The sequence below is a fragment of the Nocardiopsis sp. TSRI0078 genome, assembly GCF_001905145.1.
Taxonomy (GTDB): Bacteria; Actinomycetota; Actinomycetes; order Streptosporangiales; family Streptosporangiaceae; genus Nocardiopsis.
In genome coordinates, this window is record NZ_LWLB01000034.1 from 140,418 (window position 1) to 153,435 (window position 13,018).

The window sequence follows — 13,018 nt, forward strand, 5'->3', positions numbered from 1 at the left end:
CATCCCCTCCAACCTCACGTCAACGGGACCGCTCTGCCGTGTTCGGTGGGGCTGAAGGGAGCCCACACAGAAGACGCCGAGTCCCCGTTCCAGGTTGTCCACAGGCGCAGAGCCGATCTGGTGGCGGCTATTCGTGCAGGTCTAACGTGGTTAACGGGGGGATCCCAGGGATCCTCGGCCTCGTGCTGCCCTCACCCGCCCGGCCTTTCGAAACGGCCGCTCGCAGCACGGTGCACTCCCTTTCCCGGGCAGTGTGAATTCTCGGAGAACGTCAAGGGCACACCCCACGCCCTCCGGCCTCCCACGTGTCCGTGGACCCGGCACCCGTCACCTGCCCGGGCCGGCAGCGGCCCGGCTCTCCACCCCGCGGCCCCGGCCACCCCACGCCCCCGCCCCTTGACGCCCCGGTCCTCTCGGCCCTTCGGCCCCACGGTCCCCGCTTCGGCACCCCGATCCCCTCGACCTCTCGGTGCGCCACCCTTCTTGCTCCTTCGACCCTGCGGCCCCGCGCCGACGGCTCGGCGGATAACGCCATCGTCTGTGGGTGTTATGGGGAGATTGTGCTAATAAGTGACCTATTGGCGCTTTTGCTGCAAAGGAGAAGTGAACACACACGTGCGCGCCCCAGACGCCGACAGCCGAGACCAGCCCACGCCCACAGGTGACACGCACCCCACAGGCGACGCGCCTCCCACGCACCCCGAGCGTTCCAAGGGTCGCGCCGTCCCGCTGCTGGGCACCCGGGTGCGTCTGCGGGACACGGCCCTCCTCGGCGCGGTCACACTCGGGTCCGGGGCGCTGCTGCTCGGTCTGGGACTGCTGGCGACCACACTCACCGCTGCGGACTGGTCTCCGACGGCCCGGGTCGCCCTGGCGGTCGGCCCCCTCGTACTGCTCACCCCGCTGGTGGCCTGCGCCGCGGGCCACGCTCTCCTCATGCGCCGTGGACCCCGCCTGACTCCGAAGGACGTGGGTCTCGCGAAGCCGAACCGCGTCCCCGTCGGCCTCGTTCTGTGGATTCCGCTGGCCATCCTGTCCGCGGCGCTCTCCACGGGGATCACACTCGGGGCGGCCTCCCTGCTGGGTGTGGAGGACACCGGGGACTCCGCGCCCTCCGCGTCCTCCGGCCTGGTGGCGGACCTGCCGCTCCCCGCGGGCCTCACCATCGTCCTCGGTACGGCGGTGCTCTTCCCCCTCCTGGAGGAGATCGTCTTCCGCGGCATGCTGCACGGTGCCCTGTCCCGCCGCGTGGCCCCGTGGGCGGCGGTCGCGCTCTCGGCCCTGGTCTTCTCCCTCGTCCACGTGGCTCCCCTGCTGATGCCCTACACCCTGGTCCTGGGCCTCTGGCTGGGGTGGCTGCACCGCCGGTACGAGTCCATCGTCCCCTCGATCGTGCTGCACTGCTGCAACAACGCCCTGGTCTCGGTCATCGCCCTCAGCGCGCTGTAACGCCGCGACGACACCGGAAGACCACCGCCGTCTCCGGAAGCGACCGCGCCGCCTCCGGGAACGGCGAAGGGCCCGTCCCCGTGGTCTTCCACGGGGGCGGGCCCTCAGGCGCTACCGCGCTACCGCGGTGAGGCGGTCGGGAGGGTGTCAGCCCTCCAGGTCCTCGGAGCCGGCGGCCTTGCGCTTGCGGCTGAGGTAGATGGCGCCGCCACCGGCGCCCAGTGCGGCCACACCGGCGGCGACCAGGCCGGCGAGCGCGCCGCCGGTCACGGGCAGGGTGGGCTCGTTCTGGTCGTCGGCGGGCTCGGAGGGCTTGTCGCTGGGCTCCTCGGGCTCGGTCGGCTTCGGGGACTCCGGCTCGGTCGGCTCGGGGGACTCGGGCTCACTCGGCTCGTCGTTCGGCTCGGGGGACTCAGGCGGGGTGACCTCGCCCTCGGTCCAGGAGGCGGACGCGGACGCGGACACGGTGGCCTCGCTGTCCTCGGCGGTGATCAGCGTCTGGGTCTCGGCCTTGTCCGACTCACCCCTGAACAGACGACCGGTCTCGACGGTCGCGCTGGTCTCCAGGGAGAAGCTCGCCTGGCCCGCCTCGGCGTCCTCGGGGACGGAGAAGCCGACGGTGTCACCGTCGTCGACCGCGTCGACGGGTTCGCCGCTCTCCAGGTCGACCAGCGTGACGCCCGGGGGGGCCTCCAGTGCCACCGGGATGTTACTGCCGTTGGTCTCGATGAGGAACTCACCGACGGTCTCCCCGGCCGTGCCGGAAGCCTCGCCCGGAGTGATGCTCAGGGAGGGAGCGGGCTGCTTGACGTCCTTGGCCGCACCGACGAGGTAGTCGTAGACCTCCTTGACCCCCTTGGATCCATCGGAGGTCAGCTTGGCGCCGTTGCTGAAGTGCCAGATGGCGGCCTGGGTCGCGGCGAGGGCCTGCTTGTCGCCGAAGCGGCGGTTGTCCACCCCGGCGGCCGCGGCCAGTTCCGCGGCGCTGAGCTCGGGATAGCTGTTCTGGAGGATCCAGCGCACCTTGGCGGGCTCGGCGAACTCGCCCTTGCCCGGATAGGTGGACCAGTCGTCCTCGCGGTACCAGGCATCGGTCCTGATGCCGGTCTCGAGGTCGATGCAGTACGTCGTCAGGACGGTGCCGTCTTCGAGCTTCAGGTTGAAGAGGGTCGTTCCGACGCCCTTGCCGTCCATTTCGACGGATGAACCGCTCTCGGCGTTGCCGATGTACTGGGCACGGGCGGAGCCGTCGTGGGTCTCCGGTTCGGCGGCCGCGGGGGCGGCGGCCAGGCCGAAGGCCAGGAACGCGGCGGCGGAGGCGGCGAGGCCGCTGCGCCCGACGGTGCGGGGGAGGGAGGAGATACTCAAATCATGTCCCGGTGTGTTCTAGAGGTAACCGGATAGAGGCGTCCGCCCACAGGACTGCGAGAAGCCGAGAGGGCGGAAGCGATGGCCACAGCACGGCGGCGACTGGGAAACGTGTGCCGCTTTCTGCGTTCGTCAGTTCCGGGGAGTCACCACGTCGGGTTCGGGGGCGTGGCGCCATGTGGGGTGGCGCGGTCGTCCGGTGTGGGCTCTGTGATGCGGGAACTGGCCGCACTTGCCGTGGTGTGCCAACGCCCGCCTGATACTAGCGATCCCCTTGGCTACTTCCAACCCGGTTCGCGGAAAATGTGACCCAATACGGCCAGGGAAAAAATTCTGTGCGGATAGGCCAGATTATGGCCGTACGTCACGCAACCAAATGCGGGCTCGCGCGTCCCCGCCCGCACTCAGTCGCGTCGCCTGCGGCCCAGAAGCAGGATGATCAGGCCGGATACCACCAGGGCGCCAGCGATGACCAGCAGCCCCGACAACCAGGTGCCCGTGTGGGCCAGGCCGTCCTCCGGGATTCGGTCCTCCGCCGCCGGGGGTTCCTGCTGCCGCTCCTCCTCGGGAGCGGACTCCTGCTCGGCCTCGCCGAGCACGGGCGGCTCCTCCGCCTCCGCGGCGGGGTCCGAGGTCTCCCCGGTGCCCGGCTCCCCGCTCTGCTCGGGGTGCCAGGTGAAGGTCGCGGTGGCCGAACTCGTCGCCGTGCCCGCCTCCGCGGTCACCAGCGGCCGGGTGCGCACGCCGTCCCGCCCGGTGAACAGGCGTCCCTGCGGAAGCGGCACGTCCTGGCCGCGCACGTGCAGTGTCGCCACCCCGGCCGGAGCCGACGACGGGTCCACCTCCAGGAAGACCTCCTCGCCGTCGAGGATCCGGGTCACCTGCTCGCCGTCCCCGTCGACCAGCCACGACACCGGGGCGCCGCGCACCGACACCTCCACCGGGTCCGCCCCGGAGCTGTGCACGGTCAGCGGACCCAGGGGAGCCTCGGGGGCGACCGCCTCCAGGTGCTCCGGGGTCACGTCCAGGGACCGGGAGGCGGTGGTGTCGGACGCCGACGTGCTGCCCTCGACCAGGTGGTCGTACAGGGCGACGACCGCGGCGTCGTTGGCCTCACGGTCCGGCTCCGCCCCGTCCAGCACGTGCCACAGGGCGGCCTGGGTGCCCGCGATCGCCTGCTGCTCGTCCAGCTGGGGCAGGCCCGCCCTCTCCGCCAGGGCGGGCAGGTCGACCGACGGATAGGAGTGGGAGACGATCCAGTTCGCGCGGTCGGGGGGGTCCGTTTTCTGGGGGGTTTCGGTCCACTGCGGACTGTCAGACCATGTCGACTCCACGTAGGCGGCGTGCGGAAGCATCTCCCCGTCGGAGGCGGCCGTGTAGGCCGGTACCGAGTTCTGGGCGCCCACGCGCAGGCTGAACAGCGCGGTGTCGGCCTCCCGCCCGTCGGCGAGGACGAGGACCGCGCCCGCGACCGGGTCGCGGTCCACACGTGAGAAGTCGTCGGCACTCGCCGCGGGAACGCCAACCAGGGTGCCGACCAGGGCGGCGGAGGAAAGCAGCGCGGCGCATCGACGCAGGATGCCGGACATGCTCTTGCGCTCCTGTGCGAGGGCGGTGGCCCTTATACGGGCCGACCGGCGAGATCGTCTTGCTTGGAGCACCCAGGCTAACGGCCAGGCGCTCCCGGACCCCGGTTCTTCCCTCGACAGCGGCCCAATCGTGTACTGGCCGTGATGTCCGTTAACCCTTCCGTGTCCTGGCCCCGGGCGCTCCACCCCCGCGCGCTCGGTAGGCTGAGCTGGAAGGTATGTCCTCTACGGAAACGGGTTTGCGGCGATGGCCCACGCGGTAACTCCTAGCCCTGCCACCAACAGTGCTCCTGTGCCGGTGGCCTACGAGCAGGCGCTGGCCAAGTACGAGCCGGTGCTCGGCCTGGAGACCCACATCGAACTGGGTACCGCCTCCAAGATGTTCTGCGCCTGCCCCACCGAGTTCGGGGCCGATCCCAACACGCAGGTGTGCCCGGTCTGCCTGGCGCTGCCCGGCTCGCTGCCGGTCGTCAACGAGAAGGCGGTCGAGGGCGCCATCCGCCTGGGTCTGGCGCTGAACTGCTCGATCGCCCCCTGGGGCCGGTTCGCCCGGAAGAACTACTTCTATCCGGACATGCCGAAGAACTACCAGATCTCCCAGTACGACGAGCCGATCTGCGTCGACGGCCACCTCGACGTCACCGTCGACACCCCCGACGGCCTGCGCGAGTTCCGCGTGGAGATCGAGCGCGTCCACATGGAGGAGGACACCGGCAAGACCTCGCACGTGGGCGGGGCCACCGGCCGTATCCACGGTGCCGACTACTCCATCGTCGACTACAACCGCGCGGGTATCCCGCTGCTGGAGATCGTCACCAAGCCCATCACCGGCACCGGCGAGCTGGCGCCCCTGGTCGCCCGTGCCTACGCCGCCGAGCTGCGCGACCTGGTCCGCTCCCTGGGCATCTCCGACGTGCGCATGGAGGAGGGCTCCATGCGCTGCGACGTCAACGTCTCGATCAACGAGCGCGGTGCCGCCGGGTGGGGCACCCGCAGCGAGACCAAGAACGTCAACTCGCTGCGCTCGGTCGAGCGGGCCGTGCGCTCGGAGATCGAGCGCCAGGCCGGTGTGCTCGACGCCGGGCGGAGGGTCGTGCAGGAGACCCGCCACTTCCAGGAGAACACCGGCCGCAGCGTCTCCGGCCGCTCCAAGGAGGAGGCGCAGGACTACCGGTACTTCCCGGACCCCGACCTGGTCCCCGTCGCCCCCTCCGACGAGTGGGTGGAGGAGCTGCGCGCCACGCTGCCCGAGCTGCCCGCCGCCAAGCGCGCCCGGGTCCGCTCCGAGTGGGACCTCACCGACACCGAGCTGCGCGACCTGGTCAACGCCGACGCCATCGACCTGGTGGAGGCGACCGTGGCCGAGGGCGCCCCGTCGGCGGAGGCCCGCAAGCTGTGGCTGAACGAGCTGTCCCGCCGCGCCACCGAGCAGGAGGTGGGGCTGGACGCCCTGCCCATCACCCCGGCCCAGGTCGCCCGGATCATCGCCCTGGTCGCCGAGGGCACCCTCACCAACAAGCTCGCCCGCCAGGTGGTGGAGGGCGTGCTGGCCGGTGAGGGCGAGCCCGACGCCGTGGTCGAGGCCCGGGGCCTGAAGGTGGTCAGCGACGACGGCGCGCTCGGCGCGGCCGTGGACGAGGCCATCAAGAACAACCCCGACGCCGCCGACAAGGTGCGCGGCGGCAAGGTCGCCGCGGCCGGCGCCCTGGTGGGCGCCGTCATGAAGGCGACCCGGGGCCAGGCCGACGCGGGCCGTGCCCGCGAGCTCATCCTGGAGAGGCTCAGCGCGGGCTGACCCGCCCGTCCCGGGGACGGGGCCCGCTCCCGAGGGCCCTCTCCCCGTCAGCGGACGGCCCGTCTCCGCGGTATGGTCCTTGCCTCCCGTCGAGGGACGACGGGTGGGCGGCGGGCCCTGCCGGGGGCGGTCCCGACGCCGCGCCGCGCCGGGCGGACCGCGCACGTGCCACGGAGAACCATCACTCTGGGTGAGGATTTCGTCGTCATCTCTCATCCGGGCCTCAATCGCTGTGTGACCTTGGTTGCGTAGGGTTGCGACGCACGGGGGCGTGTACGGTCCCTCGGACCGTTCCCGCCACCAGCTCGTCCCAGTCCCGCGAGACCCTGGGCGAGATGCGGTGCCGGGTGCTGTGCCGCGCCCGGACTCGAATAACGCGAGGTGGGTGCTCCATGTCCGAGGAGAGAGCGTGATGGCGGCCGGTCGCCGCGTCAGCCACGGCACGCCCACTGGGAGGTCGGTGATGGGAACCCGGACACGCCGCCTGTGGGCCGTCGTCCTGGGCGCCTTGTTCCTGCTCTACGTCGCGGGGACGCTCATCCCCGTGGGGGAGAGCAGCGTGACCGCCGAACTCGGGGAGTGGCCGACGTCCGCCGCCGCCGGGGCCGCCGGGCTGTCCCTGCTCTACGCCTCGCGCCGCTGGGCGGCCACCGGTGCCGACCAGGACGCGCGCGCCGACGGCGCGGACGGTGCCGCGGCCCTGCGGCACCTCGGCTTCGCCGCGCTCGCCTGGTGCGCGGGTGGTCTCACTCACGCTCTGATCCGCCTGTTCAGCTCAGGCTCGGTCCTTTCGCTCACCCTCGGTGACCTTTTCTCCCTGGCCGCCCTGCCACTCTTCGTGGTCGGCTTCACCCGGTTCGCCCCCTGGCCGGGCGGGGTCCGGACCGCGGTGCGGCACGTCACCGACAGCTACGTGTGCGCCGCCGCGGTGTTCTCCATGGTGTGGCTGCTGCTGTTCTCCCCGCTCTACCGGGAGCTGGGCGAGGGTGCGGGGTTCCTCGGCTTCGCGCTGGTCTACCCGGTCGCCGACATCGTCGTGCTGTGCCTGCTCGTGCCGCTGGTGTTCATGTCGCCGCACAGCACGCGGCGCGCGGTGCTGGTGGCGATCGGGGCGCTCCTCGTCATCGCCGCCTCGGACGTGCTCGGCGCGCTCACCCGGCTGGTCGGCCCGCCCGTGGCCGGGGGGATCGAGCACCCGGTGAAGTTCCTGGGCTTCGCCCTTCTGGGCGCCCTGCCCTGGCTGGTGGGGCACCGTCCCGGGACGGAGCCGCGCCGCATCACCGGGCGGGGCCTGTACCGGTTCGCGCCCGAGTTCGCCGCGATCGGAGCGGTGTTCGTCGCCGCCGTGGTGCTCACCGTGGCCGGGGTCCGCCTGCCCGGGGTGGCGCCGGTGCTGCCACTGGCCGCGGGCACCGCCGTCGTGGTGCTGCTGGTGCGCATGGTGGGCCTGTTGGAGGAGAACGCCACCCTGTCCCGGATGGTGCGCAACCGCGAGGGGCACTTCCACGAGTTGGCGCGCAACAGCGGCGACGTCATCCTCGTCCTGGACAGGGACGGGGCCGTGAACTACGTCAGTCCGGGCACGGCCGAGGCCTTCGGCTACCGGCTGGAGGACGTGCTCGCCGCGCCCGTCAGCACGCTCATCCACCCCGAGGACCTGGGCCGTACCAGGGCGGTCGAGGACCTGTTCGCCGAGCGCGGCACCCAGGGCGTGCACATGCGGCTGCGGGTCCGGGCGGCCGACGGGACCTGGAGGCACACCGAGTCGACGATCTCGCTGTACGAGCAGCCGGGCGAGCCCGACCGGCTGCTGGTGACCACACGCGACATCAGCGCGCAGGTGGCGCTGCAGGACGAGGTGGAGCACCTGACCTTCCACGACGGTGTGACCGGGCTGCCCAACCGGGCCTACCTGGAGGAGCGGGCCAGCGACGTGCTGGCGCACCGTGCGATGAGCGAGGAGGCCACCGGGGACGTCGCGGTGATCTTCCTGGACCTGGACGGGTTCACGGCGGTCAACGACTCCGCCGGGCACGTGCGCGGCGACCACCTGCTCGGCCAGGCGGCCCGCAGGCTGCGCGGCGAGGTGGAGTCCCACGCGACCCTGGCGCGCTGGGGCGGCGACGAGTTCGCGGTCCTCATCGAGGACGTGCCCAAGGCCCAGCGGGTGGTGGACCTGGCCGAGCGCCTGGGGAGGGTGATCGCCTCCGAGCCCTTCCAGGTCGCCGACCGGGAGATCCTGCTGACCGCCAGCATCGGCGTGGCCTTCGCCGAGCCGTCCGCCGACAGCGGTGAGCTGCTGCGCAACGCCGACGTGGCGATGACCCGCGCCAAGGAGCGCGGGACCGGCCACGTGGAGGTCTACGCCGCGCACATGCACGACACCGTCGTCTCGCGCCTGGAGCTGCAGATACAGCTGCGCCAGGCGCTGGCCGACGGCGACTTCTTCCTGGAGTACCAGCCGGTCGTGGACCTGGGCAGCTCCCGGGTGACCTCGGTGGAGGCGCTGGTGCGCTGGAACCGCGACGGCGAGACGGTGGGGCCGGAGACGTTCATCGGCGCGGCCGAGGAGTCGGGGCTGATCGTGCCGCTGGGCGAGCAGATCCTGCGCGAGGCCTGCGAGAAGGTCGCGGTGTGGCGGGTCTCGGACTGGGACATCGGCCTGTCGGTGAACCTGTCGGTGAAGCAGGTGCTCTCGCCGCGCTTCGTGGAGACCGTGGAGGGCGTCCTCGCCGAGACGGGCCTGTCCGCCGGGGTGCTCACGCTGGAGGTCGACGAGGAGGTCCTGCTCGACGGCGGGGGCGAGGCCGTACAGCGCCTGGGGGAGCTGCGCGACCTGGGCGTGCGGCTGGCCATCGACGACTACGGGATGGGCTACGCGTCCCTGGCGCACCTGCGCAGGCTGAGCGTGGACGCGATCAAGATCGACCCGTCGTTCGTGGCGGACCTGGGCCGCGACGACACGGTCACGCTGCTCACGCACACGATCATCCAGCTGGGGCGCGACCTGGGCGTGCAGGTGGTGGCCGAGGGCATCGAGCGCCCCGAGCAGCTGGAGCAGCTGCGCGCCATGGGCTGCGACCACGGCCAGGGCTTCCTGGTGGCCCGCCCGATGGGCGCGAGCGGTGTGGAGGCGCTCGTCGGCGGCGAGGCCGGGGCCAGCCTCTAGGCACATCCGCTCGGAGACGACATATACGGACGTTGCTTCTTCTACCTGCGAAGATGGAGACACGCCCGCTAATTTTCCGGCATGCCCTCACAAGAACACGAGCTTCCGGTCGATCGCATCCGCAACGACCCCAAGTTCGCCACCGAACGCTCCAGGAGGTCACCGGGAAGCCCCTGCCCGAGCACACCAGGGTGCGCTGTGACGCCTCCGAGGCGACGAGGACCGCTCCGCCACAGCTGATCACCGACTCGTCCGTGGTCTGCGAACGGCCTCCTCCGCCGCATGGGAAGCAGGACGAGCCGGTACCGGCACGGGGGACCCGAGGAATCCCTACAGCCGGCCCTGTTACGTGGCCGACGTCCGACATCGGCTCAGGTGCCCGATCGCGCTGTTGGTCCTCACCCCGACCACGGCCCTCGCCCTGGACGCGCTCGGACCGGTCACCGGACAGAGCGTGGCGGCCGCGCACCCCGTTCTCACCGTTCTTTCCCCGGCCTCGAATCCGACGGACGACAGGGCTGTCCCGGAGGCCTTGTCCGTGGCCCTGAAGAGCCTCGATACGTCCACGTCATCGCTGTCCTCTGACTACGTGCTCGCGGCGCTGTCCGCGACCGCCCCGGGTTCCCTGGAGGACATCATGTCCTTGAGTGACGACGAGTTCCGGACCGAGCTGATCGGTCGTCCCCTCCGCGAGGGCGAGGCCAAGGGCCGCGTGGAGGGCCGGATGGAGGCGGTCCTGGGGGTGCTGGACGCCCGGGGGGTCGCGGTGCCGGACCAGGCGCGCGAGCGGATCACCGCCTGCACGACCTCGACGAGCTGGACGTGTGGGTCCGGAGGGCGGCGGCGGTCGACCGGGTCGAGGACCTCCTCGGCTGACACGGCGGCTACCGCCCTGGGGCGCGCCCGGCGTTCCACACCGTGGACACCGCCGACGCGCCCTGTGTCGTGTGTTACACGCTGTGGTGGTCTCTGCGCGCGTTCTCCCAGCTCACAAGGTTGCCCGTGTCTGTCCGTGCAGTCGTATCCTGACATGTGCGTCTCGAATGATGAGACAATATGACGTTCTTGTTGACGGAGGGGCCCTCGGTCGGCCAATGTTGTGAGCGTGCAGAACAACTCCCTGATTCTCGTACTTGGTCGGCGCGCAGCCCGCTGAGTTACTTCTGCTGCGCGCCACCCCTCAACCGCCACGGGCGGTGGGGGTTTTTTTATTGCCAGACCCAGAATCAGACCCACCCAGCCAGAGCCCCCGTGCCGCTCTGGACCCTCGCTGAAGGATCTTGAGATGACCGAGCAGATGACCGGCGCCCAATCGCTGATCAGGTCGCTGGAGCAGGTCGGCGTAGACACTGTCTTCGGGATTCCCGGCGGCGCCATCCTCCCGGCCTACGACCCGCTCTACGACTCGGCCAAGGTGCGCCACATCCTCATGCGCCACGAGCAGGGGGCCGGTCACGCCGCGGAGGGCTACGCCTACGCCACGGGCCGCCCCGGCGTGTGCATGGCCACCAGCGGGCCCGGGGCCACCAACCTGGTCACCCCCCTCGCCGACGCGCACATGGACTCGGTCCCGATGGTCGCCATCACCGGTCAGGTCGCCTCCCCGATGATCGGCACCGACGCCTTCCAGGAAGCCGACATCTGCGGCATCACCATGCCGATCACCAAGCACAACTTCCTGGTCAAGGACGTCCACGACATCCCGCGCACCATCGCCGAGGCATTCCACATCGCCTCCAGCGGCCGTCCCGGGCCCGTCCTGGTCGACATCTCCAAGGACGCCCTGCAGGCCTCCGCCGACTTCGTCTGGCCCGAGCGCCTCGACCTGCCCGGCTACCGCCCGGTCACCAAGCCCCACGGCAAGCAGGTCCGCGAGGCCGCCCGCATGATCGCCGAGGCCCGGCGCCCCGTCCTCTACGTCGGCGGCGGCGTCCTGCGCGCCGGCGCCTCCGCCGAGCTGCGCGTCCTGGCCGAGCTCACCGGCGTCCCCGTGGTCACCACCCTGATGGCCCGCGGCGTCTTCCCCGACAGCCACCCGCAGTTCGTGGGCATGCCGGGCATGCACGGCGACGTCGCCGCGGTCGGCGCCCTGCAGAAGGCCGATCTCATCGTCGCCCTGGGAGCCCGCTTCGACGACCGCGTCACCGGCCGCCTGGACAGCTTCGCCTCCGAGGCCAAGATCGTCCACGCCGACATCGACCCCGCCGAGATCTCCAAGAACCGCCATGCCGACGTGCCCATCGTCGGCGACTGCCGCGAGGTCCTCGCCGACCTGGTCGTGGCCGTGCGCGCCGACCAGGAGAAGGGGCGCCAGGGCGACTACGGGGGCTGGTGGCAGCAGCTCGACCGCCTGCGCACCACCTATCCCAAGGGCTACGAGGAGCCCGAGGACGGCAGCCTGTCCCCGCAGGCCGTCATCGAGCGCCTGGGCAAGGTCGTCGGACCGGAGGCCACCTACGTCGCGGGCGTCGGCCAGCACCAGATGTGGGCCGCCCAGTTCATCGACTACGAGCGCCCCGGATCCTTCGTCAACTCCGGCGGCCTGGGCACCATGGGCTTCTCCGTTCCCGCGGCGCTCGGCGCCAAGGCGGGCGACCCCGACCGCACGGTGTGGTCCATCGACGGCGACGGCTGCTTCCAGATGACCAACCAGGAGCTGGCCACCTGCGCCATCGAGGGCATCCCGATCAAGGTCGCCGTGGTCAACAACGGCAACCTGGGCATGGTCCGCCAGTGGCAGACCCTGTTCTACGAGGGCCGCTACTCCAACACCGACCTGCAGACCTCACCGCGCGACGAGAAGGTCCGCATTCCCGACTTCGTCCGCCTCGCGGAGGCGTACGGTTGTGTCGGCCTGCGCTGTGAGCGCGCCGAGGACATCGACGCCACCATCGAGAAGGCCATGGCGATCAACGACGCCCCCGTCGTCGTGGACTTCACCGTCAACCACGACGCCATGGTCTGGCCGATGGTCGGCCCCGGCGTCAGCAACGACAACATCCAGTACGCGCGCGACATGGCGCCGAACTGGGAACACGAGGACTAAGAGGAGAAGGCCGAACCACCATGAGCAGTCACACGCTTTCCGTTCTGGTGGAGGACACCCCGGGTATCCTCGCCCGCGCCTCCTCCCTCTTCTCCCGCCGCGGTTTCAACATCGACTCGCTCAGTGTCAGCAACACCGAGCACCCAGGACTGTCCCGGATGACAATCGTGGTCAACTGCGACCTCCACCCCTTGGAGCAGGTGACCAAACAGCTCAACAAGCTGGTCAACGTCGTCAAGATCGTGGAGATGGACACCACCGCGTCGGTCCGGCGCGAGCTGCTGCTCGTCAAGGTCAAAGCCGACGCGTCGAGCCGCACCCACGTGCTTCAGACGGCCGAGCTGTTCCGCGCCAACGTCGTGGACGTCAGCCCGGACGTCGTCGTCATCGAGGCCACCGGCGACCCCGAGAAGCTCGATGCCCTGGTCAGGAACCTGGAGCCGTTCGGTATCCGGGAACTCGTCAAATCAGGGCTGGTCGCCCTGGGACGCGGGCCCCGGTCGATCGCCGACCGCTCCCTCCGCGCGGTCGAGCGCAGCGCCTAGGAGCCCGGGGCCCGGACACGGTCGGGCCCCGCGAAGCGTTCCACGAAACGTTCAGAA

The 13,018-nt window shown here is 70.9% G+C and carries 7 protein-coding genes; 5 read left to right on the plus strand and 2 right to left on the minus strand.

What is annotated here, in order from left to right:
- The first annotated feature begins 615 nt into the window (after positions 1–615).
- Positions 616–1,449, plus strand: coding sequence for a CPBP family intramembrane glutamic endopeptidase (locus A6A08_RS21875; RefSeq protein WP_242422798.1), 834 nt, complete (start codon positions 616–618; stop codon positions 1,447–1,449).
- Between the two features lie 147 nt (positions 1,450–1,596).
- Here A6A08_RS21875 and A6A08_RS21880 read toward each other — a convergent pair whose 3' ends face one another.
- Together A6A08_RS21880 and A6A08_RS21885 are read right to left on the minus strand one after the other, a co-directional pair.
- Complete coding sequence (locus A6A08_RS21880; protein WP_073704512.1) at positions 1,597–2,817, minus strand: thioester domain-containing protein; 1,221 nt, start codon at positions 2,815–2,817, stop codon at positions 1,597–1,599.
- A 404-nt stretch (positions 2,818–3,221) separates the two neighbouring features.
- A complete protein-coding gene (locus A6A08_RS21885; protein ID WP_073704513.1) occupies positions 3,222–4,406 on the minus strand; it encodes a thioester domain-containing protein in 1,185 nt (394 codons plus the stop codon).
- Between the two features lie 298 nt (positions 4,407–4,704).
- Here A6A08_RS21885 and gatB point away from each other — a divergent pair, with 298 nt between their 5' ends.
- From gatB to ilvN, 4 genes are all read left to right on the plus strand, one after another.
- Positions 4,705–6,201, plus strand: a complete 1,497-nt coding sequence (gene gatB, locus A6A08_RS21890; RefSeq protein WP_073704710.1) for an Asp-tRNA(Asn)/Glu-tRNA(Gln) amidotransferase subunit GatB — start codon at positions 4,705–4,707, stop codon at positions 6,199–6,201.
- Positions 6,202–6,664: 463 nt separating this feature from the next.
- Entirely contained in the window at positions 6,665–9,370 is a 2,706-nt protein-coding gene (locus tag A6A08_RS21895; protein WP_073704514.1) for a bifunctional diguanylate cyclase/phosphodiesterase, read from the plus strand.
- 1,285 nt (positions 9,371–10,655) lie between these two features.
- Positions 10,656–12,416 (plus strand): acetolactate synthase large subunit, encoded by a 1,761-nt coding sequence (locus tag A6A08_RS21905; protein WP_073704515.1) that lies wholly within the window; start codon positions 10,656–10,658, stop codon positions 12,414–12,416.
- Positions 12,417–12,436: 20 nt separating this feature from the next.
- Entirely contained in the window at positions 12,437–12,961 is a 525-nt protein-coding gene (gene ilvN / locus A6A08_RS21910) for an acetolactate synthase small subunit (RefSeq protein WP_073704516.1), read from the plus strand.
- Positions 12,962–13,018 lie beyond the last annotated feature (57 nt).